This window comes from Neorhizobium sp. BT27B (genome assembly GCF_050455485.1).
Lineage (GTDB): Bacteria > Pseudomonadota > Alphaproteobacteria > Rhizobiales > Rhizobiaceae > Neorhizobium.
In genome coordinates this window covers 182,659-208,903 of sequence record NZ_JBCIYT010000001.1, presented here as the reverse complement: position 1 = coordinate 208,903, position 26,245 = coordinate 182,659, and the positions used below count along the sequence as shown (strand labels likewise).

The 26,245-nt window shown below is 60.1% G+C and carries 30 protein-coding genes; 10 read left to right on the top strand and 20 right to left on the bottom strand.

The window, feature by feature from the left end; translation table 11 throughout:
• The first annotated feature begins 54 nt into the window (after nucleotides 1-54).
• Nucleotides 55-1,071 (top strand): nicotinate-nucleotide--dimethylbenzimidazole phosphoribosyltransferase, encoded by a 1,017-nt coding sequence (cobT, locus tag AAIH70_RS01105; RefSeq protein WP_132273355.1) that lies wholly within the window; start codon nucleotides 55-57, stop codon nucleotides 1,069-1,071.
• Nucleotides 1,072-1,291: 220 nt separating this feature from the next.
• Here cobT and AAIH70_RS01100 read toward each other — a convergent pair whose 3' ends face one another.
• The gene (locus AAIH70_RS01100) at nucleotides 1,292-1,663 is read right to left on the bottom strand and encodes a hypothetical protein (protein ID WP_132273356.1); all 372 of its coding nucleotides are present in this window, start codon (nucleotides 1,661-1,663) and stop codon (nucleotides 1,292-1,294) included.
• 40 nt (nucleotides 1,664-1,703) lie between these two features.
• On the opposite strand from AAIH70_RS01100, the gene AAIH70_RS01095 reads away from it, so the two are divergent.
• On the top strand, nucleotides 1,704-2,096 hold the full coding sequence (locus tag AAIH70_RS01095; protein ID WP_132273757.1) for a diacylglycerol kinase: 393 nt from the start codon (nucleotides 1,704-1,706) through the stop codon (nucleotides 2,094-2,096).
• 3 nt (nucleotides 2,097-2,099) lie between these two features.
• On the opposite strand, the gene AAIH70_RS01090 is transcribed toward AAIH70_RS01095, so the two are convergent.
• From AAIH70_RS01090 to AAIH70_RS01080, 3 genes are read right to left on the bottom strand one after another with little or no spacing between them, the layout of a single operon-like run.
• Nucleotides 2,100-2,393, bottom strand: a complete 294-nt coding sequence (locus AAIH70_RS01090; RefSeq protein ID WP_165931988.1) for a type II toxin-antitoxin system RelE/ParE family toxin — start codon at nucleotides 2,391-2,393, stop codon at nucleotides 2,100-2,102.
• Complete coding sequence (locus AAIH70_RS01085; RefSeq protein WP_245519117.1) at nucleotides 2,390-2,626, bottom strand: hypothetical protein; 237 nt, start codon at nucleotides 2,624-2,626, stop codon at nucleotides 2,390-2,392. The genes AAIH70_RS01090 and AAIH70_RS01085 overlap by 4 nt, the downstream gene beginning before the upstream one ends.
• A gap of 47 nt (nucleotides 2,627-2,673) precedes the next feature.
• Nucleotides 2,674-4,212, bottom strand: a complete 1,539-nt coding sequence (locus AAIH70_RS01080) for a sensor histidine kinase (RefSeq protein ID WP_132273358.1) — start codon at nucleotides 4,210-4,212, stop codon at nucleotides 2,674-2,676.
• Between the two features lie 120 nt (nucleotides 4,213-4,332).
• Between AAIH70_RS01080 and AAIH70_RS01075 the strand changes: the two genes are divergently transcribed.
• The 3 genes from AAIH70_RS01075 to AAIH70_RS01065 all read left to right on the top strand — a co-directional run bounded on the left by AAIH70_RS01075 (nucleotide 4,333) and on the right by AAIH70_RS01065 (nucleotide 6,174).
• Nucleotides 4,333-4,929 carry a thermonuclease family protein gene (locus tag AAIH70_RS01075; RefSeq protein WP_132273359.1) on the top strand — a complete coding sequence of 199 codons (597 nt, stop codon included), beginning with the start codon at nucleotides 4,333-4,335 and terminating at the stop codon, nucleotides 4,927-4,929.
• Between the two features lie 23 nt (nucleotides 4,930-4,952).
• On the top strand, nucleotides 4,953-5,615 hold the full coding sequence (locus tag AAIH70_RS01070) for a uracil-DNA glycosylase family protein (RefSeq protein ID WP_132273360.1): 663 nt from the start codon (nucleotides 4,953-4,955) through the stop codon (nucleotides 5,613-5,615).
• A gap of 67 nt (nucleotides 5,616-5,682) precedes the next feature.
• Nucleotides 5,683-6,174, top strand: a complete 492-nt coding sequence (locus AAIH70_RS01065) for an Lrp/AsnC family transcriptional regulator (protein ID WP_132273361.1) — start codon at nucleotides 5,683-5,685, stop codon at nucleotides 6,172-6,174.
• Between the two features lie 129 nt (nucleotides 6,175-6,303).
• Here the strand turns inward: AAIH70_RS01065 and AAIH70_RS01060 are convergent, their stop codons facing one another.
• Together AAIH70_RS01060 and AAIH70_RS01055 are read right to left on the bottom strand one after the other, a co-directional pair.
• Nucleotides 6,304-6,687 (bottom strand): hypothetical protein, encoded by a 384-nt coding sequence (locus AAIH70_RS01060; protein WP_430032805.1) that lies wholly within the window; start codon nucleotides 6,685-6,687, stop codon nucleotides 6,304-6,306.
• Nucleotides 6,684-7,568 (bottom strand): NAD(P)-dependent oxidoreductase, encoded by an 885-nt coding sequence (locus tag AAIH70_RS01055; RefSeq protein ID WP_348639719.1) that lies wholly within the window; start codon nucleotides 7,566-7,568, stop codon nucleotides 6,684-6,686. Before AAIH70_RS01055 ends, AAIH70_RS01060 begins: the two co-directional genes overlap by 4 nt.
• Nucleotides 7,569-7,835: 267 nt before the next feature.
• Here AAIH70_RS01055 and AAIH70_RS01050 point away from each other — a divergent pair, with 267 nt between their 5' ends.
• The 4 genes from AAIH70_RS01050 to AAIH70_RS01035 are packed head-to-tail and all read left to right on the top strand — an operon-like array spanning nucleotide 7,836 to nucleotide 11,839.
• Nucleotides 7,836-8,801: an aliphatic sulfonate ABC transporter substrate-binding protein gene (locus AAIH70_RS01050; RefSeq protein WP_132273364.1), complete on the top strand. Its 966-nt coding sequence runs from the start codon at nucleotides 7,836-7,838 to the stop codon at nucleotides 8,799-8,801.
• Between the two features lie 23 nt (nucleotides 8,802-8,824).
• Nucleotides 8,825-10,000 carry an FMNH2-dependent alkanesulfonate monooxygenase gene (gene ssuD, locus AAIH70_RS01045; protein ID WP_132273365.1) on the top strand — a complete coding sequence of 392 codons (1,176 nt, stop codon included), beginning with the start codon at nucleotides 8,825-8,827 and terminating at the stop codon, nucleotides 9,998-10,000.
• A gap of 21 nt (nucleotides 10,001-10,021) precedes the next feature.
• A complete protein-coding gene (locus tag AAIH70_RS01040) occupies nucleotides 10,022-10,969 on the top strand; it encodes an ABC transporter permease subunit (protein WP_245519118.1) in 948 nt (315 codons plus the stop codon).
• A 12-nt stretch (nucleotides 10,970-10,981) separates the two neighbouring features.
• On the top strand, nucleotides 10,982-11,839 hold the full coding sequence (locus AAIH70_RS01035) for an ABC transporter ATP-binding protein (protein ID WP_245519119.1): 858 nt from the start codon (nucleotides 10,982-10,984) through the stop codon (nucleotides 11,837-11,839).
• 18 nt (nucleotides 11,840-11,857) lie between these two features.
• Here AAIH70_RS01035 and AAIH70_RS01030 read toward each other — a convergent pair whose 3' ends face one another.
• The 10 genes from AAIH70_RS01030 to AAIH70_RS00985 all read right to left on the bottom strand — a co-directional run bounded on the left by AAIH70_RS01030 (nucleotide 11,858) and on the right by AAIH70_RS00985 (nucleotide 20,686).
• Complete coding sequence (locus AAIH70_RS01030; protein WP_132273366.1) at nucleotides 11,858-12,277, bottom strand: CopD family protein; 420 nt, start codon at nucleotides 12,275-12,277, stop codon at nucleotides 11,858-11,860.
• Nucleotides 12,270-12,842: a DinB family protein gene (locus AAIH70_RS01025; RefSeq protein WP_132273367.1), complete on the bottom strand. Its 573-nt coding sequence runs from the start codon at nucleotides 12,840-12,842 to the stop codon at nucleotides 12,270-12,272. Before AAIH70_RS01025 ends, AAIH70_RS01030 begins: the two co-directional genes overlap by 8 nt.
• A 26-nt stretch (nucleotides 12,843-12,868) precedes the next feature.
• A complete protein-coding gene (locus tag AAIH70_RS01020; protein ID WP_132273368.1) occupies nucleotides 12,869-13,705 on the bottom strand; it encodes a PhzF family phenazine biosynthesis protein in 837 nt (278 codons plus the stop codon).
• A 148-nt stretch (nucleotides 13,706-13,853) separates the two neighbouring features.
• Entirely contained in the window at nucleotides 13,854-15,842 is a 1,989-nt protein-coding gene (locus AAIH70_RS01015; protein WP_430032797.1) for a bifunctional 2',3'-cyclic-nucleotide 2'-phosphodiesterase/3'-nucleotidase, read from the bottom strand.
• 98 nt (nucleotides 15,843-15,940) lie between these two features.
• The gene (locus AAIH70_RS01010) at nucleotides 15,941-16,273 is read right to left on the bottom strand and encodes a PilZ domain-containing protein (RefSeq protein WP_245519120.1); all 333 of its coding nucleotides are present in this window, start codon (nucleotides 16,271-16,273) and stop codon (nucleotides 15,941-15,943) included.
• Nucleotides 16,274-16,389: 116 nt separating this feature from the next.
• Nucleotides 16,390-16,854: a DUF1203 domain-containing protein gene (locus AAIH70_RS01005; protein ID WP_430032793.1), complete on the bottom strand. Its 465-nt coding sequence runs from the start codon at nucleotides 16,852-16,854 to the stop codon at nucleotides 16,390-16,392.
• 67 nt (nucleotides 16,855-16,921) lie between these two features.
• Entirely contained in the window at nucleotides 16,922-17,419 is a 498-nt protein-coding gene (locus AAIH70_RS01000; RefSeq protein ID WP_132273371.1) for a hypothetical protein, read from the bottom strand.
• Entirely contained in the window at nucleotides 17,419-18,837 is a 1,419-nt protein-coding gene (gene sseA, locus AAIH70_RS00995) for a 3-mercaptopyruvate sulfurtransferase (protein ID WP_132273372.1), read from the bottom strand. Before sseA ends, AAIH70_RS01000 begins: the two co-directional genes overlap by 1 nt.
• Nucleotides 18,838-18,882: 45 nt before the next feature.
• Nucleotides 18,883-19,629, bottom strand: coding sequence for an alanyl-tRNA editing protein (locus AAIH70_RS00990; protein ID WP_132273373.1), 747 nt, complete (start codon nucleotides 19,627-19,629; stop codon nucleotides 18,883-18,885).
• Nucleotides 19,630-19,648: 19 nt separating this feature from the next.
• Nucleotides 19,649-20,686 (bottom strand): cysteine synthase A, encoded by a 1,038-nt coding sequence (locus AAIH70_RS00985; RefSeq protein ID WP_132273374.1) that lies wholly within the window; start codon nucleotides 20,684-20,686, stop codon nucleotides 19,649-19,651.
• A 345-nt stretch (nucleotides 20,687-21,031) separates the two neighbouring features.
• Here AAIH70_RS00985 and AAIH70_RS00980 point away from each other — a divergent pair, with 345 nt between their 5' ends.
• Complete coding sequence (locus tag AAIH70_RS00980) at nucleotides 21,032-21,676, top strand: ChrR family anti-sigma-E factor (RefSeq protein WP_132273770.1); 645 nt, start codon at nucleotides 21,032-21,034, stop codon at nucleotides 21,674-21,676.
• Nucleotides 21,677-21,758: 82 nt separating this feature from the next.
• Here AAIH70_RS00980 and AAIH70_RS00975 read toward each other — a convergent pair whose 3' ends face one another.
• The 4 genes from AAIH70_RS00975 to AAIH70_RS00960 all read right to left on the bottom strand — a co-directional run bounded on the left by AAIH70_RS00975 (nucleotide 21,759) and on the right by AAIH70_RS00960 (nucleotide 26,100).
• Nucleotides 21,759-23,276: a tripartite tricarboxylate transporter permease gene (locus tag AAIH70_RS00975; RefSeq protein WP_132273375.1), complete on the bottom strand. Its 1,518-nt coding sequence runs from the start codon at nucleotides 23,274-23,276 to the stop codon at nucleotides 21,759-21,761.
• A 108-nt stretch (nucleotides 23,277-23,384) separates the two neighbouring features.
• Nucleotides 23,385-23,876: a tripartite tricarboxylate transporter TctB family protein gene (locus AAIH70_RS00970; RefSeq protein ID WP_132273376.1), complete on the bottom strand. Its 492-nt coding sequence runs from the start codon at nucleotides 23,874-23,876 to the stop codon at nucleotides 23,385-23,387.
• Entirely contained in the window at nucleotides 23,873-24,817 is a 945-nt protein-coding gene (locus AAIH70_RS00965; protein WP_132273377.1) for a Bug family tripartite tricarboxylate transporter substrate binding protein, read from the bottom strand. The genes AAIH70_RS00970 and AAIH70_RS00965 overlap by 4 nt, the downstream gene beginning before the upstream one ends.
• A gap of 209 nt (nucleotides 24,818-25,026) precedes the next feature.
• Nucleotides 25,027-26,100 (bottom strand): ABC transporter substrate-binding protein, encoded by a 1,074-nt coding sequence (locus tag AAIH70_RS00960; protein ID WP_132273773.1) that lies wholly within the window; start codon nucleotides 26,098-26,100, stop codon nucleotides 25,027-25,029.
• Nucleotides 26,101-26,245 lie beyond the last annotated feature (145 nt).

The window sequence follows — 26,245 nt, the reverse complement described above, 5'->3', positions numbered from 1 at the left end:
TTCCCGAAGCAAACACAAGTCTCCCGCGCTTAAGACATGACAAGGATTGATGATATGAGCGTGAGCGGCATGCCTTTCGACGATTTTCGCGTTCTCCTGCGCGAATTGCCGGGACCTGACCAGCGGGCACTGGTGGCGGCGCGCGAACGCGACGCGCAACTGACCAAGCCACCGGGTTCGCTGGGGCGTCTGGAGGAGATCGCTTTCTGGCTGGCCGCATGGTCGGGCCGTTCGCCGGCCGTGAACCGTCCGCTTGTGGCGATATTTGCCGGCAATCACGGCGTCGTCAAACACGGCATCACGCCGTTTCCGCCTTCTGTAACGCAGCAGATGGTGGAAAACTTTGCCGCCGGTGGCGCTGCCATCAACCAGATCTGCGTAACGCACGATCTCGGACTGAAGATTTTTGACCTCGCGCTGGATTACCCGACCGGCGATATCACGGTCGAACCGGCTCTGTCCGAGCGTGACTGCGCCGCTACGATGGCATTCGGCATGGAAGCGATTGCCGGCGGTACCGATCTTCTGGTGATCGGCGAAATGGGCATCGGCAACACCACGGTGGCCGCCGCCATCAATCTGGCGCTTTACGGTGGCACGGCGGAGGAATGGGTCGGCCCCGGCACCGGTTCGCATGGCGATGTTCTGGCGCGCAAGGTGGCGGCGGTGAAGGCTGCTGTCGAGTTCCACAAGGATCATCTTGCCGATCCGCTGGAAGTGCTGCGTCGTCTCGGCGGCCGCGAAGTGGCGGCGATGGCCGGCGCTATTCTTGCGGCGCGCATGGAAAAGATCCCGGTGCTGATCGACGGTTACGTGGCAACCTCTGCTGCGGCCATCCTGAAGGCGATCAACCCGTCGGCGCTTGACCATTGCCTGATCGGTCATGTCTCCGGCGAGCCGGGTCATCTTGCCGCGATCGAAAAACTCGGCAAGACGCCGCTTCTGGCGCTCGGCATGCGGCTGGGTGAGGGCACCGGCGCCGCACTCGCCGCCGGCATCGTCAAATCCGCTGCCGCCTGCCATTCCGGCATGGCGACTTTTGCGCAGGCCGGCGTGACCAACAAGGCGTAAGCCGCTCGACGAGACATCACGACAGCAATTTTTGGGGCGGCGCTATGACTGTAGCGGCGCCCTTTTTATTTGCCTGGAAATATTTTCTGTCTGCGTGCTGATTCCATCGGCCTGGCAGGGCGTGCCGCTTTTGAGAGCAGAGCAACCTCACGTTTGTGTGATGTTTACTCATATCAAGCTGTTTGGGATATTTCCGAGTGATTGATTGCCTGATTTTCAGTCAGTCGCGAGAGCTTGCAGGTAGACTCTCTTTTCCTGAAAAGTTAGCGTTTGTCATGTTTTGGTGGGGTGATTGGGATTTGGCATATTGTCTGGCGACAGGGTGGAGATTTTCGAGCGTGACGACTGGTGGATCGTCCGGGTGTTTGAAAATGGTGAGGTCATGGAGCGCGTATTTCGTTTTGCAGAACATGCCGATTCCTGGGCGGCCGGTCAGAAAATTCGGTTGAGACAGGCGCAAGAGCACGACCGTGAGACCTGACGAGGCTGCTGTCTCTCGGCAGGTGCGGCTGGATTTACGACGACCGATTTCTCTGTGACCGAAAAATTGCGGATGGACTGCGAAACCTGCCCACGCCATAGAACCGTCCATGGCCGATGATCCTGCGGCTGCCGGAGAAGGTATGCCCCGCATGGAAAAGACACCACTCGACAGCAATATCGAAAAGGCGAGCGGCTTGCGTCGCGTCATCGCAGCGACACGTTATTCGCTGCAGGGGCTGACAAGGCTGTGGCAGGAAGAAGCCTTTCGCCACGAGGTGATCGCTTTCGTGATGGCCATTGTGGTGTTTGTTGCCATCGGCGCGCATCTTGCCGATTACCTGATCTATCTCGTGCTGATGCTGCTCCTGTTTGCCGTCGAGGCGCTCAATACGGCGATCGAGGAACTGGTCGATCGCATCTCGCCCGAAATTTCCACCGTCGGCCGGCATGCCAAGGATCTGGGGTCACTGGCAGTGTTCTGCCTGCTGTGCGCCAATGGGGTGTTTGTTGTCTATGTGGTGGTGGTGCGGCTGTGGGGGTAAGCGTCAACGGGCATCGGGCATGTCAGCTGGATTTTGCGCTGTGTGACGGACACCAAGAACCGTGACGAAATCATCCGTGGCGCTGTAGTAGATGGCATAAGGGTAGGGGTTAACCACCAGACGGCGCATACCAGCGCGATTGGCGTTCGTTCCGGCATATGGAAAAGCAGCGAGATATTTGAGTATCTGCTCGATACGCTGACTGATATGTTTGGCACCCGAAGGAGAAACTGCGGAAACCCTTTCCAGCACCTGCTCCAGCTCATCTGCCGCTTCAGGTGTGAAAAGGATATTCACTTCGAAAATCTCGTCCAGATTGCCTGCATGCGCTCTTCGGAAGCAAATTCACCGCGCGCCGCTTGCTCAAGCGATGTCTTGAACGATGCTTCCTCTTCGGCAGACATCATGTAGGGTTCTTGCCCACCGCTGACGAATTTCATCATCATGTAAGCGAGTTCATCCTGCAATTCCGCAGGAAGCTCCTTGCTGGCTTCGATGGCTTTGTCGAGAAGTTCGGTCATGGCCGGCATGATGCCTCAAAAAGCGCTGCCGTGGAAGATGGTGGCCTGAACCCGGATTACGCAAAACTCTTGCGGCGGCGCTCGATCGGCGGGGCGTCTTCAACGGCCGGCAGGCTTTGTAGCACGCGGGTGGAGGGCAGGATGGCAATCACCTCGGTGCCTTCGCGCAGCTTGGACTTCAGCATGAATTGGCCGTCATGCTTGGCAAGGATGGCCTGTACGATCGGCAGGCCGAGGCCGGTGCCCTGTTCGGCGCTCTTGATGGCGATCGAGCCCTGGCCGAAGGCGGAGAGCACGACCGGGATTTCCTCTTCCGGGATGCCGGGGCCATTGTCCTTGATAGAGACATACTGGCCGCCGCCGGCCGTCCAGCCGACCTTGACCATGACGTCGCCGCCCTGGCTGGTGAATTTTACCGCATTGGAGAGAAGATTGAGCAGCACCTGCCGCATCGATTTCTCATCGACCCAGACGAGCGGCATTTCCGGCTCGAACTGCTGCTGGATGGTGATGTTCTTGGCGCGCGCCCGCAACTGTACCATGCCGATGCAGTCCTCGGCGATTTCCAGCAGGGACAGCGCATCTTCGGCGAGATCGTAACGGCCGGCTTCGATGCGCGACAGATCAAGAATCTCGTTGATGAGGTTGAGCAGGTGCTCGCCGGAGCGGTGGATATCTCCGGCATATTCCTTGTAGGTCGGGTTGGACAGCGGCCCGAGCACTTCCGAATTCATCACCTCGGAGAAACCGAGAATGGCGTTGAGCGGTGTGCGCAGCTCATGCGACATCGAGGCGAGGAAGCGGGACTTTGCAAGGTTGGCTTCCTCGGCACGGCGCCGCGCTTCGTCCGACATCGAATTGGCAACCTCCAGCTCGGCGATCAGGTCGTCCTTTTCCGACTGATAGGACATCAGTGTAAGACTGGACTGATAAAGCCGGTTGGAGATGTAATAAAACAGCACGAGTGCTGTGGCGACCATCGCGGTCAGGCCATAATCCAGCGGGTTCTGGCTGCTGATGGCGGTCATCACCAGCATCAGTACGGTCGGGATAAAGCTGAACAATGCCGCCTGGCGCAGCATGAAATTGGTCATGGCCGTGATGGAGATGGCCACCAGAAGGGCTGCGACCTTGTAGAAATAGAAACCGTCGGTATTGCCGCAGGCATCGCAGCTCTGCATGGCAAAAAGCGCCCAGCAGAAACCAAGCGCGATCTGTCCAACCAGCAACCATCTGCGCCAGCGCAACGCCTCTTCGGTGGTGAATTCCTTGCGGGCGATCCGTTTGGCCAGAACCAGGTTCATGGCATGAACGGCCATGGTGAGCAGGCCCCAGGAGATGAGGCTGCTGTTCTGGTTGATGGCAAGGCCGACCATCGCAACGAGGAAGATGACGACGGGCGTGATCAGTGCGCTCTGAAGCACGGTGCGAACGTGCTGCGACAGCATTTCGCGATCAAAGCCATGGGCGCCCTGCGCAGTATATTGCAATCTTTCACGCGTCGCCCGCACGGCTTTGGACACAGGTTTGCTGCGGTGGGCGCGCGTGCGGTCCACGATGATCTTGTCCGTCGATGTGCTGACGCTGTTACTCATTGCCCATGGACTGCTGATCCGGATGGTGCGAGCCTAGTAGGAAATTATTAAGAAGGTCCTGATGCGAAAGAATTTGTTTTCCATTTTTCTGAAGCATCTGTTGGGATTTGAGGCGGAAACATGACGCGGGGTCGCATAGGCGCCTATCGAAGGCATAGAACGATCGGGCGCTTTAAGGATGTCGTGCTGACGCTGTGTTTCCTGTTCCTGCTGGCGCTGATCGCGGCACGGCTGCAGGGCGGCGCGAGCGATCCGGTGACAGGTCCGTTTCGTGTGGTTGACGGCGATACGCTGGCGGCGGGGTCGGAACGGCTAAGGCTCGCCGGTATCGATGCGCCCGAACTCGACCAGACCTGCGAGCGTGATGGGCAGGCTTGGGATTGCGGGCAGGATGCCAAGGCAGCGTTGCAGCGGGTAGTCGCAGGCGGCGAGGTCGAATGCCGCGGCGGTGAGCGGGATCGTTATGGGCGTCTTGTGGTCAACTGTTTTGTCGATGGCCGCACGGTCGGTGGCGCGATGGTGCGATCCGGCATGGCGGTGACGACGAGCCTGATCACTTATCGCCGGGAGCAGGTGGATGCGGAAAATGACAGGAAAGGGATATGGGCAGGTCCGTTCATCATGCCCGCCGACTGGCGGCGCGAGCGCAAGCTTGAGCAGGAAGGCCGCGGTTTCCTCTCCGGAATGAAGGATATATTGTCGCTGCAATGGTTGTGAGTTCTTTGCCCGTGTCCAACGCCATGTCTGTTTCCGTTACATCATCCGCAGAAACCGACACCGCCGATCGGCTGGAATTGCTGCGCCGATCGATCGCCGACTGTCGGCTCTGTCGTGACGTGCCGGTGCGGGGGCCGGAGGATCGGCTGCCGCACGAGCCGCGTCCGGTGGCCGTGTTGTCCTCGAAGGCAAAAATTCTGATTGCCGGGCAGGCGCCGGGCCTTCGCGTGCATGAAAGCGGCCTGCCGTTTGACGACGCGTCTGGCGACCGGCTGCGCGAATGGTTGGCCGTCAGTCGCGATGAGTTTTACGATCGCGACCGGTTTGCCATTGTGCCGATGGGCTTCTGTTTTCCCGGTTATGACGAAAAGGGCAGCGATCTGCCGCCGCGCCGGGAGTGCGCCCCGCTCTGGCGCCAGGCGGTGATCGATGCCATGCCGCAGATCGAACTCATTCTGGCGGTCGGTCAATATGCCCAGGTTTGGCATATGGGCACTATCAAGGCCAAGACGATGACGGACACGGTGAAGGAATGGCGCCGCAGCTACTTTGTCAATGACGGGCCGCGCATTCTGCCTCTGCCGCATCCGAGCTGGCGAAACAGCGCGTGGCTGAAGCGCAATTTGTGGTTTAGCAAAGATGTCTTGCCAACTCTGCGTCAGGATGTGGACAGTTTGTGTCGTTGAAAGAATTTTCGGTTACACATGCCAAAATTCGCGGTATGACGAAAAATAATTTCGAAGGGGAGATTTTATGGACCGTCTCGATCGCAAGATTCTGCGTATCCTGCAGGAGGATTCCACACTGGCCGTCGCCGACCTCGCCAAGAAGGTCGGCCTGTCGACGACGCCCTGCTGGCGCCGTATCCAGAAGATGGAAGAGGATGGTGTGATCCGCCGTCGTGTGGCGCTGCTCGATCCGGGCAAGGTCAATACCAAGGTCACGGTCTTCGTTTCGATCCGCACTGCCAGCCACTCGATCGAATGGTTGAAGCGCTTTTCGGAAGTCGTGGTCGATTTCCCGGAAGTGGTGGAATTCTACCGCATGAGCGGCGACGTCGATTATCTGCTGCGCGTCGTCGTACCGGATATCGCTGCCTATGATGCTTTCTACAAGCGCCTGATCGCCAAGATCGAGATCCGCGACGTGTCCTCGGTGTTTGCGATGGAGCAGATCAAGTACACGACGGAACTGCCGCTCGATTACATGACGCTCGATACCCAGAAGTCGCAGGTCGAGGAATAAGCGGCAGCGCTGCATTCAGCGCACCAAGCGAAAACGCATGAAGGCCATCGGCACGGAAATTCGTGCCGATGGCCTTGCTTTACGGTAAGCGTGACCGGACAAGCCGCCTCAAACTTGCGACTAAGGGCTTTAAAACGTCGTTTGGCTCGGATCGAAGTTGATGTCGATGTCCCGCCATGCTTCATAGGGCAGGCCCGACGCCGCGAGCGCGCTATACGGCCCGCATTTGAGAATGGCGCGAACGCCACTCGCTATCATCAGACGTTCGTAATCGGAGCTGGGCTCTTTCTGCGAAACGGGTCGCTCGCTGACCGAGCCGTCGAGACCAAGCTTGAAGCTTACGGAAAATGGCAGCGCTTTTTGCCCTTCCGGCGGCAGGGGCATCGTCCAGCACGATTTGATGGCCGGGGTCAGGATTTTTGCGATCCTCTCCCCGTCGGTTTCTGCCAGAGCCGCCGATGCCATCGCGACGGTCGCGGCGGCAAGTGCGACGATGCGCAAACGCCTGATCATTTCCGTTCCAGCCGCGCCAGCAGCGAGGATGTATCCCAGCGATTGCCACCAAGCGCCTGCACGTCGCCGTAAAACTGATCGACCAGCGCCGTCAGCGGCAGTTTTGCGCCGTTGTTGCGGGCCTCTTCCAGCACGATGCCAAGATCCTTGCGCATCCAGTCAACGGCGAAACCAAAGTCGTATTTGCCTTCGTTCATCGTCTTGTGGCGGGCTTCCATCTGCCAGGAACCGGCGGCGCCCTTCGAAATGACGTCCACCACCTTTTCGATATCGAGACCGGCCTGCTTGCCGAAATGGATGGATTCGGCCAAGCCCTGAACGATGCCGGCGATGCAAATCTGGTTCATCATCTTGGTGAGTTGGCCGGAGCCGACCGGCCCCATCAGGCCGACCATGCGGGCAAAGGCATCAATGACCGGTTTTGCCGTGTCGAAGGTCGACTGATCACCGCCGCACATGACCGTCAACACGCCGTTTTCTGCGCCGGCCTGTCCGCCGGAAACCGGAGCGTCGATAAAGCCGATACTTTTCGCAGCGGCTGCGTCTGCGAGTTCGCGCGCCACATCGGCGCTGGCCGTGGTGTTGTCGATCAGAATGGCGCCGGACTTCATGCCGGCAAGCACGCCGGTTTCACCCAGCGTGACCGAGCGCAGGTCATCGTCATTGCCGACGCAGATGAAAACAAAATCTGCATCTTTTGCGGCTTCGGCCGGTGTGGCGCCGGTTTTGCCACCGAACTTTTTGGCCCAGTCGTCGGCTTTTGCAGCGGTGCGGTTATAGACCGTGACCTCGTGGCCGCCTTTTTCCTTGAGGTGCCCCGCCATCGGAAAACCCATGACCCCAAGACCGATGAATGCCACTTTCGCCATGCCAACCTCCAATATGCGACTTCCTAAGGCTTAGAACAAAGCGAGAGCATCGGGAAGCGCGCAGCTGCAAAAAATCATTTTCCGCACTGCGGTGTATTTCGTGACTGTAGGAGTTTCGCATTCCGACATCGCTAAAATTGAGAAATGAAAACTCCTAAACCCCGCCTTTTTTGAAACATCGCAATGTCGACCAATCCACTGGAGTATGGGAGCCTTTCTTCATCGAGAGATCGCCGCCGGTGAGGGCACTGCGGGGTCTGCAAGAGAGGGATGGTTCTCATGGTTACGCGCAGGCAGACACTTGGACTGATTGGTGCCGCCGCAGTCTCGACGGTTCTTCCGATCGCCGGCAAGGCGCGGGCGGCGGCGAAGGAATTGCGCATCGGCTGGCAGAAGAACGGCGTGCTTGCGCTCGCCAAAAGCCAGGGTGCGTTGGAAAAGCGTTTTGCCGATCGCGGCATCAAGGTTTCATGGTCGGAATTCACCTCCGGTCCGCCGCTTCTGGAAGCGCTCGGCGCCGGTGCGCTGGACTTTGGCCCGACCGGCGATGTGCCGCCGCTGTTTGCGCAGGCGGCGCGCGGCAACCTGCTTTACGTCGGCACCTATCGCGGCAGCGGGCAGGGCTCTGCGATTCTCGTGCACAAGGATTCGCCGATCCAGTCGATCGCCGATCTCAAGGGCAAGAAGCTGGCCTTCAAGCGCGGCTCCAGTGCCCATAACGTGACCGTCAAGGTGTTGCGCAAGGGCGGGCTTACGCCGGGCGACGTGACGCAGCTCGATCTCGCGCCGCCGGATGCGGCGGCCGCCTTCAAGAACGGTTCGATCGATGCTTGGTCTATCTGGGATCCCTATACGGCGATTGCCGAGGCAGATCCGAACACGCGGGTGCTGACGACGGCGGAAGGCATCGTCGACTCATGGAGCTACTTTCTCGGCAACGGCGATTTCGTCGGCGAAAACGGCGATTTGGTCGTCGAGATCATCGATGAACTGAAGAAGGTCGGAACCGCCGCGCAGTCGAATTTCGACGAGACGGTGAAGGCGATCGCCTCGATCACCGGTGTGCCGGAAAACGTCACCAAGGTGGTTCTGTCACGTCGCGGCGCCGATCTCGGTGCCGTCTCAACGCTGCCGGACGCGGCGGTTCAATACCAGCAGGCGCTCGCCGACGAATTCTACGATCTGAAGATCATTCCCCGCAAACTCGACATCAGCGACATCGTCTGGCGTCCGAAAGCCAGCTGAGCAGGAATGAGAGGAGCACCGACATGACGGACACATCCAAACCGATCGACTTTTTATGGTTCATCCCGACCGGCGGCGACGGCACCTATCTCGGTGGTTCTGAACTGAACCGGCCGCCGGAAAACCGCTACCTGCGCGAACTGGCGCAGACGGTGGACCGGCTGGGTTATTCCGGTGTGCTGCTGCCGACCGGCGTCTCCTGCGAGGAATCGTTTGTAACGGCCGCTTCGCTGGCGCCGTTCACGGAAAAGCTGAAATTTCTAGTGGCGATCCGGCCGGGCACGGCGTCGCCTGCCTATTACGCGCGGCTGGCGGCGGCGCTCGACCGCGTGTCGAACGGGCGGTTGCTGCTGAACATCGTTGTCGGCGGCAATCCGTCCGAACTGGCCGGTGACGGCATCTTTCTCGAGCATGACGAGCGTTATGCGCATGCGGAAGAGTTCTTTCAGGTTTTCGAGGATCTGGTCACGACCGGCCATGCCGATCTCGATGGCAAGCACATCAAGGCCAAAGGCGCAAAACTCGGTTTCCCGACCATCCAGCAGCCGCGCCCGCCGCTTTATTTCGGTGGCTCGTCGGATGCCGGTATCGAATTTTTTGCAGGCCGCGCCGACAAATACCTGACCTGGGGCGAGCCGCCGGAGCAGGTGGAGCAGAAGATTAAGGCGGTGCGGGCGGCAGCCGAAAAGCAGGGCCGGGACGTCTCCTTCGGCATCCGCCTTCATTTCATCGTGCGCGAGACCGACGAGGAGGCTTGGGAAGCGGCCGACAAGCTGATTTCAAAGCTTTCCGACGAGACGATTGCCAAGGCACAGGCGCATTTCGCGACCGAGTCGGACTCGGTCGGGCAGCGGCGCATGGCGGCTCTGCACAATGGACGACGCGACAAGCTGGAAGTCTCGCCGAACCTGTGGGCCGGTATCGGCCTGGTGCGTTCGGGTGCCGGCACGGCGCTGGTCGGTTCGCCAAAAACGGTGGCGGCGCGGCTCAAGGAGTATCAGGAACTCGGCATCGAAACGGTGATCGGTTCCGGTTATCCACATCTGGAAGAAGCCTATCGCGTGGCTGAACTGCTTTTCCCCGAGCTTGGCATTACTCGCGAAGAACAGCGTGCCGGGTTCGGCAACGAGTTTGCAGCGGCAAAACCGATCTTTGGCGGCGGCGGGCACGCGACCGTGCGCGCCGTTGCGGCGTCCTGATAACCCATGGAGGCTTGGCCGATGACGACGATCGATACGTTTTCCGACGGACGAAAACTGCGGCGGGCGACCAGTGGAACGCCACGGACACTGACCGAAGACAGGCCCCAGGAAAAGTCCAAGGACTGGGCGCAGGCCTCACAAAACCCTCCCAAGGGCGCGGCGGACGGTGTGCAGGCAAAGGGCGGGAAACCGTCTGGCCTGCGCACCATCTCGCGCGCTGCTTGGTTGCCCTATCTCGTGCCGGTGGCATTGGTGATCGTGTGGCAGACCCTGTCGTCACTCGGGGTGATTTCCGATCGCATTATGCCGGCACCGGTGGCGGTGGTCGCGGCTTTCTGGGAACGGTTGCTGTCCGGTGAACTGGTGCGTGACATCGCTGTCAGCGGCGCACGCGCACTCAGCGGATTGTTGATCGGCGGCTCGATCGGATTTCTGCTCGGCATTGCCAACGGTGTGTCAAAATTGTCGGAACAACTTACCGACACGACCTTGCAGATGCTGCGCACCATTCCGCATCTGGCAATGATTCCGCTGGTCATCCTGTGGTTCGGCATCGGTGAGGAGGCAAAGCTGTTTCTGACCTCGCTCGGCGTGCTGTTTCCGATCTATCTCAACACCTATCACGGCGTGAAAAACGTTGATCGTGATCTGGTCGAGATGGGCAGGATTTACGGCATGAGCAGCTGGTCGCTGTTCCGCAAGGTGATCTTTCCGGGTGCGCTGCCATCGATCTTCGTGGGGCTTCGTTATGCGCTCGGCATCATGTGGCTGACGCTGATCGTGTCCGAATCGATCGCCGCCAATTCCGGCATCGGCTACATGGCCAATACCGCCCGCGAATTCATGATGACCGATGTCGTCGTGCTGGCGCTGGTCATCTATGCCGTGCTCGGCAAGCTCGCCGATGTTGTTGCCCGCGCTCTGGAGCGCTGGGCCCTGTCCTGGAACGCGGCCTATCAGGTTTGAGAAGAAGAGGTTATGCCAGTGAGTTCCTATCTGCTTCCTTCCGCCATGGTCTGGGACGCTTTCGAGCTTCAGGAAAGAGCTTACTTCCCCGACGGCACCGAGGTCCGGCCGAGTGCCGAGCCACCGGTCCTGCCCAAGGCTCCGGCCGGACTTCGCCTGCGTGGTGTCGAAAAGGCGTTTGGCGACAACCGTGTCCTGCGCGGCATCGACCTCGATGTTCCGGCCGGGCAGTTCGTGGCCATCGTCGGCAAAAGCGGTTGCGGCAAGAGCACGCTTTTGCGCCTGCTGGTCGGGCTGGATGAGCCGACCGGTGGCGAGATCGATTTCATCGACGATGGTGGTGATCGTGTTGCGCCGGATGCCCGGATCGTCTTTCAGGAGCCGCGATTGCTGCCGTGGTTTTCCGTGGCTGACAATGTTGCAGTGGGCCTTGGCGATGGCGTGCCAAAAGCCTATGCGCGCCGTGAGGCGGAACTGGTGCTGGAAGAGGTGCAGCTTTCCGAAAAGGCAAAGGAGTGGCCGGCAAAGCTTTCCGGTGGGCAGAGACAGCGGGTGGCACTGGCGCGTGCACTCGTCAGCCGGCCGGGGCTGCTGGCGCTGGATGAACCGCTTGGCGCACTCGATGCCTTGACGCGGATCAGCATGCAGCAATTGCTGACAAGGGTTTGGCGGGAACTGGGTTTTACCGCCGTACTGGTGACGCATGACGTAACGGAAGCCGTGCATCTGGCCGACCGCGTCATCGTACTGGATGAGGGCGAGATAAAGCTTGATCTCGCGGTGCCACAGGCGCATCCGCGTCGTCATGGAGATCCGGAGCTGGCACTGCTGGAGGGCCAGCTTCTGGCGGCGATCCTCGGCGAAAGCTGAGGATCGCTGTTTTCGAGATCAGAACGGTTTTAAGGCGGCCAGCGCCACGATGATCACCGTCGAGACCAGAATGATCGGCATGCCGGCGCGCACGAAAGCGGGCGGATCAAGCTTCGGATCCTTGGCCATGCGGCGCATCCAGCCCTGCTGCATGCCGTGCAGCGCCGACAGCAACACCACGAACAGCAGTTTCGCGTGCAGCCAGCCATTGCCGACAAAACCGGTATAGCCGAAGGCAAGCCACAGGCCAAAAATCCAGACACCGGCGAGAGCCGCGGTGTTGACGGTGCGGTCGTATTTGCGCAGCACCTCGATGACACCGGTGCGGATGGCCGGCGGCACCATGCCGATGGCAAAGGCGTTGACCAGTATGCCGGCAATCAGCACGAAGTCGGAAATCAGGTGCAGGGCCCTGAGACAGAGATAAAGATCAGGCATTGTCGTTTTCCCAGATAAGGGCTTCGGTGAAGCCGAGTTCGGCAAAATCCTGACGCCGGAGCGCCTGTTCTGCCGGATCGGCGGTAAAAAATTCGTCCAGCTGCGGCGGCGCAACCGATGCTCCCGATAACATGGCATGCACCTGACCGCGATGGTGGATCTGGTGCTGGAAGAGATGCAGAAGCGTGCGATCCGCTGTTTCCACCTGGATATGCGTGGCGCGCGGGATGTGGATCTCTGCGGCAAGGCCGATTTCGCCAAGATTTCGACAGTGGTCGATCAGGCGACGGTCGGCGGCGCGCTGCTCGCGGTCGAGATCGGCGAGGGCGGGAAACGGGATCTCCGGATCGAAGGCGGCACTGCCGATACAATCCCCTTCAAGCGCGCTGATATAGAGCCAATCGACGGTCAGGATGTGATTGAGCGTGTGGATGATCGACGGAAAGAAGTTTACTCGTTTCGCCGTAAGTTCTGCCGCAGACAATTGCCTGCATGCCTTCAGAACCCGGTGATTGGCCCAGGCATTGTTGTAGGCCTGGGTCGCAAAATAGTGCCGCGTCAGCATGCGTCCTCCTGCCGCTTGTCAGGTGACTATAGCGTCAGCGTGCCGGATATGCAGGTGGTCACATTGCCGCCCACCCAGATATCGTCACCCACCTTGTCGACATGCACGCGGCCGGCGCGGCCAAGCGCGGTACCCTGCACGGCGACATAATGGTCTGGCGCGACACCCGAAGCGATTAGCCACTGCGCAAGCCCCGCATTGAGACTGCCGGTGACCGGATCCTCATAGCCGTTGCGGGTGAAGGCACGCACTTCGAACCGGGCGTCCGCGCCATCGAGATCGGAATTGAACGGGCCGACAAGGCCGACGCGGGCGCCGGCCAGGATGGAATAATCCGGCTTGGCGGCCAGCACATCGGTGCGCGAGGGCAGAAGCACGCCGATCCAGTCGGGGCCGTTTTCCACCCAGTTGGCGTCCTTTATCAGCGCATCCGGCAGATTGAGGCCGCGGGCGATCCGCTCGACGATGGCGGCATCGACCGGGCCGGAGCGGACCAAAGGTCGGGCGGCAAAGGCAAGCCGCTCGCCATCCCGGCGGATGCGCACGAGGCCGGCTCCGCATTCCTGCACGACTTCACCCTCAGGTGCGTTCACCGCCTGGCTGAGCCAGACATGGGCGCTGCCGAGCGTCGGGTGGCCGGCAAAGGGCAATTCCTGTGTGGGTGTAAAAATGCGGACGCGGTAATGCGCATCGGGAGTGGTAGGTTGGAGTAGAAAAGTGGTTTCGGACAGGTTGGTCCAGTTGGCAAAGGCCTGCATGTCGGCATCGGAAAACCCATCGGCGCCGATGACGACGGCCAGCGGATTGCCGCGCATGGCTTGGGTTGAAAAGACGTCGACCTGCTGGAAGGAGAATGTGGGCATGGGGATCACGGGAGTTGTTTCGGATAAACGGTGCGGCCGTCATCCTCGGGCTTGTCCCGAGGATCTGCAACTGCCTGTGATTATTGACGTGATTAGATCCTCGGGACAAGCCCGAGGATGACGTCAGGGTTGATGATGCCGGAGGGTATCAAAGCACCAGACGGAATTTTGCAAAACCGTTCTCGCCGTCACCGGCTTCCTCGATCTTGGCACCCTTGACCGAAGCGGCATACTGGCGGCCTTTCGGACCGCTCTCGAATACCGCGCTGGTGCCCGGTAACGGCTTGAACGACCAGTTGGCATCGGCCGACGGATTGATCGTGCCCTGATCGACGATGTAGCGGACGATGACGTCGCGGTTGGTGTCGGGGGCAACGAAGATCAGCTTGTCGGAAGCGATCTCCGGGAATTTGCCACCACCGCCGGCGCGATAGTTATTGGTGACCACCACGAATTTCTGGGCCGGATCGATCGGTTTGCCGTCGAATGCCAAATCGACGATGCGGTTGGCATCCTGATTGATCAGCTTGCCGTCCTTGTCGAAACGTACCGGTTGGGACAGGTCGATCTGGTAGGTGACGCCGTCGATGACATCGTAATTGTAGGACGGAAAACCGTCATTCAGCAGGACGGCATCCTTCGAGCCGGCCTTGACCTGATTGAACATGCCGGCCGACATTTCCAGCCAGTTTTTCACCTGCGCGCCGGTGATCAGTACGGCCTGCACGGTGTTCGGATAGAGATAGAGGTCGGCGACGTTCTTGATGGCGATGTCACCCTCGGCAACGTCGGTGTAATATTCGGAGCCGCCACGGCCGCCGGCCTTGAAGGGCGCTGCGGCGGAGAGGACGGGAAAGTCCTTGTATTCGCCATCCTTCAGCATCTGCTTGATGTACCAGGTCTGGGCGTTGGAGACGATCTGTACGGAGGGATCGTCTGCCACCAGCGCGAAATACGAATAGAGCGGCGCGGATGTCTTGCCGACGGCGCGGCGGACATAGGCGAGCGTCGCCTCATGATCGGCCTTGGCGGCCGCCAGAACTTCGGGCTTGTCCTTCACGTCAGCGACGATCTTCCGGTTGTCGTCACGATGGTAGATCGGCCGCGCTTCGGAGGTGGAGGAAATGATCTTCCAGCTGTTACCGTCCTTTTCCAGAAGCAGGTCGATCAGGCCCATATGCGAGCCCCAGAAGCCGCCCATCACGGCGGGCTTGCCCATCAGCGTGCCCTTCTTGGCGTCTGCGCCGGCAATGCCGTCGAAATCCTTGGGGCCGGGGAAGACCAGATGCTGGTGGCCGGTGAAGATCGCATCGATGCCCTCGACGCCGGCAAGATAAAGCGAGGCGTTTTCCATGCGCTCACTCTGGCCGGAACCATCAATGCCGGAGTGGGAAAGGGCGATGACGATATCGGCGCCTTCCTCCTTCATCACCGGCACCCAGGCCTTGGCGGCATCGACGATATCGCGGGTCTGCGCCTTGCCTTCGAGGTTCTTGGCATCCCAGGTCATGATCTGCGGCGGTACAAAACCGATGAAACCGACCTTGATGGTAGACGTGGCGCCGGAGCCGTCGCGGATCTGTTTTTCGATGATCACGTATGGCTTGAGGATCAGTTCATCCTTTTTGGCATCGGATGCCAGCATGCCCTTGGTAAGATTCGCACAGACATGCGGGAATTTGGAGCCGGCCAGAACCTTCGAGAGGAAGTCCAGGCCATAGTTGAATTCGTGATTGCCAAGCGTGCCGACGTCGTAACCGAGGACGTTCATGGCATCCATTACCGGATGTGTGTCGCCATCCTTCATGCCACGCTCATAGGCGATGTAATCGCCGAGCGGGTTGCCCTGCAGGAAGTCGCCATTGTCGATCAGCATGGAATTGCCGGCTTCGGCGCGGATGCCGTCGATCAGCGAGGCGGTTCGGGCAAGGCCCAGCGTGTCGTTCGGCTTGTCGGCGTAATAGTCATAGGGGAAGACGTGGACGTGAATGTCCGTGGTTTCCATGATGCGCAGATGCGCCTGATTATTGGCAGCGCGTGCCGCAAATGGGTGAAGGACAACGAGGGCCGAAGAAGCGGCAAAGCCGCCGAGCAGGGCGCGGCGGCTGATAGGATGAAGAGCGGACAATTGCGACATGAAAATCTCCCCTGTGCTTATCGAGGCAACCTAGGCGCAATTGCATGGGGTTGCATCAGTAAAATGACAGAGGGTTGGATATCTTCCGATGCCGCTTTTTATCGTGTCAGAACCGGGCGGATTTCCTGATGGAAGAAGCGGAAATACGACTGTACCTGCGCCGACGCATTCGAATTGGGGCGAAAATGGATGCCCAGGCGGCCACGGTGCGACCACTTGACAGTGCCCTCGAGAATGCCGAGTTCCTCGGTTTCGATCTTGACCGCGCTGCCGGTCGCGGCGTGGAACGGGCTGCCGAGATCGAGCGCCAGGCCGGTGTCGGACAGATCAACGATACGGCCCTTGGCGGCCTGATTGTAATATTTCACGGTCCCGATAATGCGGGTCTTGCGGCGCTGGGCGCTGCGGGTCTTCATTCCAATGACTGCCATGCGTCTCTCCATCGTTCGAATGGAGAAATACAGGTAAGCCGTTGAATTATATTTCATTGCATCTGTAAAATTCGAGCAATTCGAATATAATCCCAGAACGGGACGGTCAAATGGCTTCAAACCTTGTCGATCCGGCACTGGAAGCAGTTGTTGCGTGCTGAACGCACATGCAGATAGGCGATATCCTCGCGCGCCAGAAGAATTTCCGCACGATTGGCAATATCGGATGTGGATGTCACCGCGCCGCTACCATAAACGATGCGATCATTGCTGCCATAACCGCGGACAATATAGTCGGGGCTCTCAAGCATAGGCGGCATGATTTCCGTTGCCTCGTAACGCTTGCAGCGTTTCGCGTGCAGGAAGATCGGTCCTGTTTCGGCGTAAGGCTGCAGCGACGGGAAAGGGCGGTAGGCGACGATGAGATAGTCTTCGCCCGCATCGATGTTTTCAAGGCAGTGACGGCACGGATGTCCGGGGCCGTCCGACACGGCGGTTTCGGGCGTGTTGCCGTAGGCGTCCGGGCCGCTGTTGCGCAGGTGCTCGGCGTGTTCGGTCGGCATGGCGGTGAAGGTGATCATGGTGCTGCTCCCGTTGTGTTCGGGAGAAATGAACTGGATGGCTCAGAGCCGCCACCCGTTTCTTGCGTCAGCGTCGAAGAGAACTGTTTGCGGCAGGACTGAGAATGCGATCATCTTCTGCGATGCTGCCGCTTGACCAGTCGGTGATAACCAACGGCATCAGACGGGAGGCCTCGATCGCAATTCTGTCGCCCGGTCGTGCCTCGAAATTCTGGTCGTTGTGGCGACGGCGTAGCGTTCCAACATGTGGGCGTCCGTCCGCCGGAGAAACATAGGAAAAAGACAGAAAGACGCCGCTCCGCAACGTGTCCCGTCGACCGCCGAACCGCGTCTTGAACAATTGTTTCTGCCCCGCGCAGTCCTCTGTCCACGGCGTTTCCTCATTGAAAAGAAACACATGATGCCGTGAACGGATCGAACACAGGATTTCAATTTTAGAGATCGTGACTGTCTGGGGTACGTAAAGCGCAGCCCGGATCGCAGACCATGAGCCGTAGGCAAGGATGGCGAGAACGGGCAGGAGCCCCAAGGCCCACAGAGTAGCCTTGGGGGGAAATTGCGGCATCAGCGATCGAGCGCCATCAGCAGTTCGGCATCCGACATGGGTGGCACCCAGGCCTCGCCGGTGCTGACCGGTGAGAAACCCATCATCTGGTAGAGCTGCAGGGCGCGCGGATGATCGAGCGTGTTGGTGGTGACGGTGACCTTTTTCGGATTGTTCTGCCAGGCGGCGTACAGCGCCTGCAACAGGAACCACTTGCCGATGCCCATGCCGAGCGCATGTTCGAACAGGCCAAAGTAGGAAAGTTCGACGAGGTCGTCATTGAGCTTGTTGAGTTCGAAGAAACCGGCTGGCGCGCCGTTCACATACAGAACAGTGACGCTGACTTTTGGATCTTTCAGAACCTCCGACAGTTCTGCGTCGCTCATCCGCAGCCGCTCGTACCAGTGCCAGCGCTTGCCGACCTGATGGTAGAGATAACGGTAATAGCTAAGGGGAACGTCCTGCACGCTCATCAGCGCCGTGTGGATATTGGCCGGGATCGGCAGGCTGTTTTTCGGCACGGCTGTCATTTCGAGGCGGGTGATATGCGCCTTCATCGGCTGCACGTCCTCACGCGAAATCGGCTCAGCGGGGCCGGTGACAACGGCTGTGTCGCTGCGCGAACCCCATTCCGACCACGAGCCGTCATAAAGCGAATTGTCGGTATGGCCGAGCGATTCCAGCGCCAGCGTGATGACGGCGGCGGTGACGCCGGACCCGCAGCTGGTGACGACCGGTTGCGAAAGATCGATGCCGGCATCGTCCATCAGGCGTTTCAGCGTGGCGAGATCGTGAAAACGGCCATTCGCAGAAAGGCTGGTGGCGGGCAGGCTGCGGGCACCGGGCATATGGCCGGAGCGCATGCCGGCACGCGGCTCGGCTTCGTCGCCGGTAAAACGGCCGGCACCTCGGGCATCCACCACCTGCCGCACGGCGGTATCGACGACGGCGCGCATTTCCGAAAATCCGGTGACGCGACGCGGGCGGTAATGCGGGGTGAAGGTGGTGGGCACCGGTTCTGAAAGGTTGGTTTCAAGCGGGCGGTTTTCCGCCTTCCAGCCATCGAGGCCGCCGTCGAGAACATAGACGTTTTCGGCACCCATGGTGCGCAGCATCCACCACACGCGCGGTGCGGAGAAAAAGCCGGGGCCGTCGTAGACGACGATCGTATCGTGTTCGGAAATGCCGAGCTTGCCGATTTCCTCGGCAAAATAGTCCGGCGAGGGCAGGCTGTGCGGCAGGCCCGTCGTGTGGTCGGCGATCACGTCCTGATCGAAGAACACGGCGCCGGGAATGTGGCCGCCGGCATATTCGGCAGCGCCATTGCGGTTATGCGCCGGCAGATACCAGGCCGCGTCGATGACACGAAAACCTCTCGTCCCCAGCTGCTTTTCCACCCAGTCAGCGGATACGATAAAACGGCTTCTTGCTCCGCTCATGGCACTCTCCCTTGCATGGCAATAGATGACAATATCAGAAAGCGGTCAGGCGGTCTCTTCGGGCGTGCCGAAGCGAATGCGGAACCGGCGGTTCTCCTTGCCCTTCTTTTCGATTTTGGAAATGTAGACCGCACCGACTTCCTGCGTTTCAGACACATGGGTGCCGCCGCAGGGCTGGCTGTCGATGCTGGAATTCTCGCCGATGCAGACAAGGCTGACGCGGCCGAGGCCGACCGGCGGGCGCACGTTCTTGGATTTGACCAGTTCCGGATTGGCGGCCAGTTCCTCGTCGGTGATCCACTGCAGATAGACCGGGTGGTTTTGCGTGACGAGCGCCATCATCCGTTCGGTGGCTGACGCCTTGTCGAGCGGATCGGGAATGTCGCTCATGTCGAAATCGATGCGCGACTCATCCTCGCCGACAGCCGCTCCGGTGACAGGGTAGGGGCACACGACCGACAGGATATGGCAGGCGGTGTGCATGCGCATCAGCTTGTAGCGGCGTGGCCAGTCGATATGGATGGTCAGTTTTTCGCCCACCAGCGGCTGCGGCTGACCTTCGGCCGGCACGTGGAGAATGATCTCCTTGGTGGCGCCGTTGCGGGTCGTGGCAATCTCGATCCGGCTACCATCGGCACGTTCGAAAAAGCCGATATCGCCGGGTTGGCCGCCCGAGGTGGCGTAAAAGCAGGTCTGGTCGAGTTCGATCGCGCCATCCTCGTGCAGCACGGTAACCGTGCCTTCGGCCGTGGACAGATAGAAGTCGTCGCGGAAAAGCAGCTTCGTGGTCATGCGTGTACTTTCAGGGGCATCAGGCAGCTTCGAACGGTGCCGTAATCTTGTTGGTCGAGGTCAACCATTTCGGCAGCGGCAGGCCCTTGGATTTCAGGAATTCCGGATTGAACATCTTTGACTGGTAGCGATTGCCATAATCGCAGAGGATCGTGACGATCGTGTGCCCGGGGCCGAGATCACGCGCAAGCCGAATGGCGCCGGCGACATTGATTCCAGTGGAGCCGCCGAGGCACAGGCCTTCCTGCTCGACCATGTCGAAGACGACGGGAAGGGCTTCCGCATCGCCGATCTTGTAGCTGAAGTCGGGCGTAAAACCTTCGAGATTGGCGGTGATGCGGCCCTGGCCGATGCCTTCGGTGATCGAGCTGCCTTCGGCCTTCAACTCACCATTGACGTAATAGTCATAGAGCGCGGCGCCATCGGGATCGGCAAGCCCGATCTTGATGGCCGCGTTATGGGCGCGAAGTCCTTCCGCAGTGCCCGCAAGCGTGCCGCCGGAGCCGACCGCGCAGATGAAGCCATCGATCTTGCCATCCGTCTGCTGCCAGATTTCTTGCGCGGTGGTTTCCACATGCGACTGGCGATTGGCGACATTGTCGAACTGGTTTGCCCAGATGGCGCCGTTCGGCTCGGTCTTTGCCAACTGCTCAGCGAGGCGGCCGGAGATTTTGACGTAATTGTTGGGGTTCTTGTAAGGAACAGCCGGCACTTCCACGAGTTCGGCACCCATGAGTTTCAGGGCGTCTTTCTTTTCCTGGCTCTGGGTTTCGGGAATGACGATGACCGTGCGATACCCGAGCGCCTTGGCGACCAGCGTCAGGCCAATGCCGGTATTGCCGGCCGTGCCTTCGACGATGACCCCGCCCGGACGCAACAGGCCTTTCTTTTCCGCATCGCGAATGATGTAGAGCGCTGCCCGGTCCTTGACCGACTGTCCCGGATTGAGAAATTCTGCCTTGCCGAGAATTTCGCAGCCTGTCTGATCGGACGCGCCTTTGAGGCGGATCAGAGGGGTGTTGCCGATCACGCTGAGCACCGAGGAATGCGGGGTCATGGAAAAGCCTTTTCTGTCATTTAACAAGCGCATCGTGTCTCGACGCATGGACGCGAGAGTACACGACCTAGTAACCGTCTTGTCTACGGACAATGGCGCCGACGCAAGAAATTCTGTTTCTGGGAAGCGGGACAGCCTTAATTTCTTATCTACCCCTATTTTTCAGGAGTGGCGGCTTTTCGCCATTACCCCCACATTATGGGAAATCTACCCTGTTGCGGAGGCAGGAACACTGGAAGGTTGTGAATTGATGCGGCCAATGGTCTGGCAGTATTGGAAAGGTTGCAGAGTAGGAAGCCTGCTCTCATGCGCGCTTACAATCTGCTGTGCAGCAGAGGCGGGCATATGACGGTTGCAATGCTGGATGCGCTGATTTCCGAATACGTGGCAGGTGACCTGCCGGAACCTGCGCGGGTACTGATAGCGTCCCATATCGAGATGAAACCGTCTTCTGCGCTGATGGCGCGAACGCTGGAAGCGTTTGCCGGTCAATCTCTGGAAAAGGGAGAAACGCGGTCATTGGTGAATGGCGATCGACGGATGGAAACCATCATGCGGTCCGCATCGCCGCAGCTGCGATTGGTGCAGCCGCGCGAAAAACACCACGTCCTGCCGCGCGCTTTGCGTGATTATCTCGGCTTCGATCTGGCCGATGTGCCCTGGAAGGGCAAGCTGCCGGGTCTGAAGCAGCATATGATCGAGCACAACAAGGAAGACGGTTCGGAAGCGAGCCTGTTATGGGCGCGGCCGGGCAGGGCACTGCCCAATCATACCCACGAGGGGCTGGAACTGACGCTGGTTCTCGACGGCGATTTCCACGATCATCGCGGCACATTTGCGCGGGGCGACGTTTCTGTCGCTGACGAGAGCCTCGACCACCGGCCGGTGGCGGGGCAGACAAAACCCTGCCTGTGCCTGTCGGTCCTGTTTGCGCCGATCGTGCTGTCAGGCTCGAAGATGGGCCTGCTCGGCGACATTCTCGGCCTTTAAAAACCTTCACTCCCTGAAATGCAAAACACCCCGCCGGCGAAACCGGGCGGGGTGTTTTTTGCCTTGGGAGGCTGTGTCTTGATCAATCTTCAGCGCCGGCAACCTGCGACAGCACGTCGCCACGACCACGGGCACGCATGATCAGCGGCACGATCAGTGCGAGCACGGCCAGCACCAGCAGCGTTGCTGCAATCGGCGAGCTGACCAGCACGGTCGGATCGCCCTGGCTGATCGACAACGCGCGGCGCAGCTGCTGTTCCGCCATCGGGCCGAGGATGAGGCCGACGACAACCGGTGCGATCGGATAACCCATGACGCGCATGAAATAACCGAGCAGGCCGAATGCGAGCAGCATGCCGAGTTCGAACACCGACGGGTTGGCGCCGATCGTGCCAAGTGTCGCGAACATCAGGATGCCGGCGTAAAGCCACGGTTTTGGAATGGTCAGCAGACGCACCCACAGGCCGATCAGCGGCAGGTTCAAAACCAGCAGCATGAAGTTGGCGATCAGCAGCGAGGCGATTAAGCCCCAGACGAGCTGCGGATTGGTGGCGAACAGCAGGGGGCCCGGCTGAAGGCCGAACTGCTGGAAACCGGCCAGCATGATGGCGGCGGTCGCCGTGGTCGGCAGGCCGAGCGTCAGAAGCGGAACCAGCGTTCCGGCAGCCGAGGCGTTGTTGGCGGCTTCCGGGCCGGCGACACCTTCGATGGCGCCCTTGCCGAATTCTTCCGGGTGTTTCGAAAACTGCTTTTCCGCCGAATAGGAGAGGAAGCTCGATACGTCGGCACCACCAGCCGGCATGGCGCCGATCGGAAAGCCGATCGCCGTGCCGCGCAGCCAAGGCTTCCACGAACGGCCCCAGTCCGATTTCGTCATCCACAACGAACCCTTGACCGCCTCGACCTTTTCGGGTGCGCGGCTGCCCTGTGCGGCAACGTAGAGCGTTTCGCCGATGGCAAACATCGCAACGGCAAGCGTCGTCACTTCGATACCGTCGAGCAGATCGGGAATGCCAAAGCTCATGCGGGTCTGGCCGGTCAGCTGGTCGATGCCGATAATGGCAAGCGCAAGACCGATGAAAAGAGAGGTAAGGCCGCGCAAGGTCGAATCGCCGAAGGCGGCTGACACGGTGACGAAGGCCAGAACCATCAGCGCGAAATATTCGCGGGGGCCGAAAGCGAGCGCGAATTTGACGACGAAGGGAGCGATGAAGGCCAGCGCCACGGTGGCGATGAGGCCGGCGACGAACGAGCCGATCGCAGCCGTTGCAAGTGCCGGACCACCGCGGCCTGCGCGGGCCATCTTGTTGCCCTCAAGCGCGGTGACGATCGAGGCGCTTTCACCGGGGGTGTTGAGAAGGATCGAGGTGGTCGAACCGCCATACATGCCACCGTAATAGATGCCGGCGAACATGATCAGCGAACCGGCCGGATCGAGCTGGTAGGTCACGGGCAGGAGCAGCGCCACGGTCAGCGCCGGGCCGATGCCGGGCAGAACGCCGACCAGCGTGCCGAGCGTGACACCGATCAGCGCATAGAACAGGTTGATCGGTTGTGCTGCGATCGACAGGCCCTGAAGCAGGAAATCGAAGGTATTCATCGGGGCTTACTTCCTAGAGCATGCCGCGCAAAAGCGTGCTGCGGTAACGACATGCGAGAAAACAGAGACTAAGGCGCGACGAGGCGATCCGGGGGATTGCAACGCGCCTCAGAAGAACAGTCGTTCGAGCGGGCCGGCCGGCAGCGACAGCTGCAGAAGCTGCGCGAAGGCGATCCAGACGACGAAGGCAAAGGCGATGCCGGCAGGGATGGAGAACCAAAGCTTGCGCTTGCCGAAACCGGCGGCGGTCATGGCGAACAGGATGCCTGTCGCGATCGAGAAGCCTGCGGTCGTCAGAAGCAGCATCTGGGCAGCAAGGCCACCGACGATCCAGATGACGGGCGAAACTTCCTGTTGTTCGCGTTCGGGAAAATCGCCCCGGAAGGCCGCAACGACTGTCCAGATCGCCAGGCCGACAAGACAGAAGGCGATGACTTCGGGAACCGTTGCCGGGCCGATGCCGGAATAGCCACCGCTGCTTTCCAACCGGTTGACATCGAAGAAGATGACGGCGGCGATGCCGGCGAGAACGGGGGCGACGGCAAGCGCCGCCCAATCAGGGCGGCGCGCGTGGGTGTGGTTGTGATTGCCAGTGGTCATTTAACCAGTCCGATGTCCTTGAGAATGGTTTCGGTCGCGGCAATGTCCTTGGCGAGCTGGTCTTCGAACGGCTTGCCGGCGAGGAACGTGTCCTGCCACTTCTTGGTCTTCAGCGTTGCCTGCCAGGTGGCGGACTTCACCAGCTTTTCGACGTCTGCGGTGATGGCAGCCTTCTGCTCGGCGGAAATGCCGGGAGCTGCGGCAACCATGCGCCAGTTTTCCAGAACGACGTCGAGGCCGGATTCCTTCAGCGTCGGAGCGTCTGCGCCTTCGATGCGCTCGGCGCTGGAGACGGCGAGAAGGCGCAGCGTGCCGGCCTTAATCTGCGGCTCGAATTCGCCATAGCTGGAAATGCCGGCGGTGACCTGGTTGCCGAGGATGGCAGCAAGCGCTTCACCGCCGCCCGAATAGGCGATGTAGTTGATCTTGGTCGGATCGACGCCGGCTGCCTTGGCAATCAGGCCCGCACCGATATGGTCGGTGCCGCCGGCCGAGCCGCCAGCCCAGGATACCGCACCCGGATCAGCCTTCAGCTTCTCGATCAGCTGGCCGATGTTCTGGATGTCGGAAGAGGCCGGAACGACGACGGCTTCATATTCACCGGTGAGGCGGGCAATCGGGGTGATGGCGTCGAGCGTCACCGGGGCCTTGTTGGTGAGGATGGCGCCGACCATGACGTAACCGCCGACGAGCAGCGAGTTCGGGTTGCCCTTCTGCTGGCTGGCGAACTGGGCAAGACCGATCGTGCCACCGGCGCCCGGTACGTTCACGACCTGAACCTTGCCGGAGATCTTTTCCTTCTGCAGGTCGGCCTGCAATGAGCGGGCCGTCTGGTCCCAGCCGCCACCCGGCGCTGCCGGAGCGACGATGGTGTAATCGGCGGCATAAGCGGGCAGTGCCATGGCACCAGCCAACAACGAAGCGATGAAAAAGTGTTTCAAGTGTCTTCCTCCAAAGGCGCCTTTGAGGCGCGGTGTCTCTGCTGGAGACAGGAGGAGCTGTGCCGGGTTGGCCCAGCTTGAAATCTCTCTCCCATCACCACCGGTTTCCGCCTCCACGCGGTCACCGATCATTTGTTAAGCCAACATATGAAGCTGACATCTACCTGACACTTCACCCGCGCCTGGCATTTGACAAGGGGAAACAGCGATTATTGTCGCCTCAGAACGTCGTTCCAGTGCGAAATCAGCCGGGCGCGCTTGACCTGATCGAGATAGACCATGAGGCCGGGGCTGACGGGAACGGGTTTCAACTGGCCGCCGAGAATCTTCTGCAGGGCCGTTTCGGTATTGGCGCCGGCGACATCCGGGCTGACCGCGGGGATCTGCACATCGCGGGCGAGAATGGTCTGGCCTTCCTTCGACATGAAGAATTCCAGATAGAGCCGGCCAAGATCGGCGTTCGCCGCAGCCTGCGGAACAAGACCGATGCGTGACATCACCACGGTATAATCCTTGGGCAGCAGGATGCCGATATTGGGATGGCGGCTCGCCCAGTTGGAGGCATAGGAGCCGACAATATTATAACCCAGCACAAACCGGCCGTCGGCGACGCGTTCGAGGATCGCCTCGCTGGTGGAATAGAGCTTGACGCCGGCAGCCCCCATCGCCTTCACCACCGACCAGATGTCGCCGAACTGTTCCTGATCGCGCGACATGAACAGAAAGCCGACGCCCGAACGCTCGATGTCATAGGTGCCGATGCGGCCATGAACGGCGTCGCCCTGGCTTTCCAGATAATCGACCAGTTCGGCGCGGGTGGATGGCGGCGGCGACGTTTCGAAACTCGGCTTGTGGTAGACGAACACGGCCGGCTCGAACGTCAGGGCATAAACGGCATCGCGCCAGTTGGCCCATGTCGGCCAGCGCTCCTTCATCGGCATTTCGCTGACCTGCGCGTAACCGTCATTGGCGAGTTTGACCTGCAGATCCATGGCCGAGGAGAAGGCGAAATCCGCGGTCTTCTGGCCGGCATCGGTTTCGTGCACGATGCGATCGTAGATCTCGCCGGTCAGCATTTCCTCATAACGAATGGCGATATCGGGATTGGCCTTCTGAAAGCCGGTGATCATCGGTGTGGCGAGTGGCCGGTCGAGCGACGAATAGACTTTCAGTTCGCGCGCGTCCCTGGCGCCGGAAAGGGCAGGGAACAGCGTTTCCTCCGCCGCCGACGCGGCGATGGGACAGAGAAGCGCGATAATAAACGGGAGCGTAAAAGCCTTCATCGGCGAAGCATGCCCGACTGCCTGACAAACGACAAGCATGGGCACTGCCAGCGCAAACACAACGGCTGGAAAAACAATTTTTGTCCCGCTTGTTTGACGGAACGCCATGCCTACCTGTTGGCGATCATTCCCCGGCCGTTCCGGC

Bases quoted from the DNA above. Each gene is read 5' to 3' on its own strand.
- cobT (WP_132273355.1), top strand. From the start codon at position 55: ATGAGCGTGAGCGGCATGCCTTTCGACGATTTTCGCGTTCTCCTGCGC.
- AAIH70_RS01100 (WP_132273356.1), bottom strand. From the start codon at position 1,663: ATGGACGGTTCTATGGCGTGGGCAGGTTTCGCAGTCCATCCGCAATTT.
- AAIH70_RS01095 (WP_132273757.1), top strand. From the start codon at position 1,704: ATGGAAAAGACACCACTCGACAGCAATATCGAAAAGGCGAGCGGCTTG.
- AAIH70_RS01085 (WP_245519117.1), bottom strand. From the start codon at position 2,626: ATGCCGGCCATGACCGAACTTCTCGACAAAGCCATCGAAGCCAGCAAG.
- AAIH70_RS01080 (WP_132273358.1), bottom strand. From the start codon at position 4,212: ATGAGTAACAGCGTCAGCACATCGACGGACAAGATCATCGTGGACCGC.
- AAIH70_RS01075 (WP_132273359.1), top strand. From the start codon at position 4,333: ATGACGCGGGGTCGCATAGGCGCCTATCGAAGGCATAGAACGATCGGG.
- AAIH70_RS01070 (WP_132273360.1), top strand. From the start codon at position 4,953: ATGTCTGTTTCCGTTACATCATCCGCAGAAACCGACACCGCCGATCGG.
- AAIH70_RS01065 (WP_132273361.1), top strand. From the start codon at position 5,683: ATGGACCGTCTCGATCGCAAGATTCTGCGTATCCTGCAGGAGGATTCC.
- AAIH70_RS01060 (WP_430032805.1), bottom strand. From the start codon at position 6,687: ATGATCAGGCGTTTGCGCATCGTCGCACTTGCCGCCGCGACCGTCGCG.
- AAIH70_RS01050 (WP_132273364.1), top strand. From the start codon at position 7,836: ATGGTTACGCGCAGGCAGACACTTGGACTGATTGGTGCCGCCGCAGTC.
- ssuD (WP_132273365.1), top strand. From the start codon at position 8,825: ATGACGGACACATCCAAACCGATCGACTTTTTATGGTTCATCCCGACC.
- AAIH70_RS01040 (WP_245519118.1), top strand. From the start codon at position 10,022: ATGACGACGATCGATACGTTTTCCGACGGACGAAAACTGCGGCGGGCG.
- AAIH70_RS01035 (WP_245519119.1), top strand. From the start codon at position 10,982: ATGCCAGTGAGTTCCTATCTGCTTCCTTCCGCCATGGTCTGGGACGCT.
- AAIH70_RS01030 (WP_132273366.1), bottom strand. From the start codon at position 12,277: ATGCCTGATCTTTATCTCTGTCTCAGGGCCCTGCACCTGATTTCCGAC.
- AAIH70_RS01025 (WP_132273367.1), bottom strand. From the start codon at position 12,842: ATGCTGACGCGGCACTATTTTGCGACCCAGGCCTACAACAATGCCTGG.
- AAIH70_RS01020 (WP_132273368.1), bottom strand. From the start codon at position 13,705: ATGCCCACATTCTCCTTCCAGCAGGTCGACGTCTTTTCAACCCAAGCC.
- AAIH70_RS01015 (WP_430032797.1), bottom strand. From the start codon at position 15,842: ATGTCGCAATTGTCCGCTCTTCATCCTATCAGCCGCCGCGCCCTGCTC.
- AAIH70_RS01010 (WP_245519120.1), bottom strand. From the start codon at position 16,273: ATGGCAGTCATTGGAATGAAGACCCGCAGCGCCCAGCGCCGCAAGACC.
- AAIH70_RS01005 (WP_430032793.1), bottom strand. From the start codon at position 16,854: ATGATCACCTTCACCGCCATGCCGACCGAACACGCCGAGCACCTGCGC.
- AAIH70_RS01000 (WP_132273371.1), bottom strand. From the start codon at position 17,419: ATGCCGCAATTTCCCCCCAAGGCTACTCTGTGGGCCTTGGGGCTCCTG.
- sseA (WP_132273372.1), bottom strand. From the start codon at position 18,837: ATGAGCGGAGCAAGAAGCCGTTTTATCGTATCCGCTGACTGGGTGGAA.
- AAIH70_RS00990 (WP_132273373.1), bottom strand. From the start codon at position 19,629: ATGACCACGAAGCTGCTTTTCCGCGACGACTTCTATCTGTCCACGGCC.
- AAIH70_RS00985 (WP_132273374.1), bottom strand. From the start codon at position 20,686: ATGACCCCGCATTCCTCGGTGCTCAGCGTGATCGGCAACACCCCTCTG.
- AAIH70_RS00980 (WP_132273770.1), top strand. From the start codon at position 21,032: ATGACGGTTGCAATGCTGGATGCGCTGATTTCCGAATACGTGGCAGGT.
- AAIH70_RS00975 (WP_132273375.1), bottom strand. From the start codon at position 23,276: ATGAATACCTTCGATTTCCTGCTTCAGGGCCTGTCGATCGCAGCACAA.
- AAIH70_RS00970 (WP_132273376.1), bottom strand. From the start codon at position 23,876: ATGACCACTGGCAATCACAACCACACCCACGCGCGCCGCCCTGATTGG.
- AAIH70_RS00960 (WP_132273773.1), bottom strand. From the start codon at position 26,100: ATGAAGGCTTTTACGCTCCCGTTTATTATCGCGCTTCTCTGTCCCATC.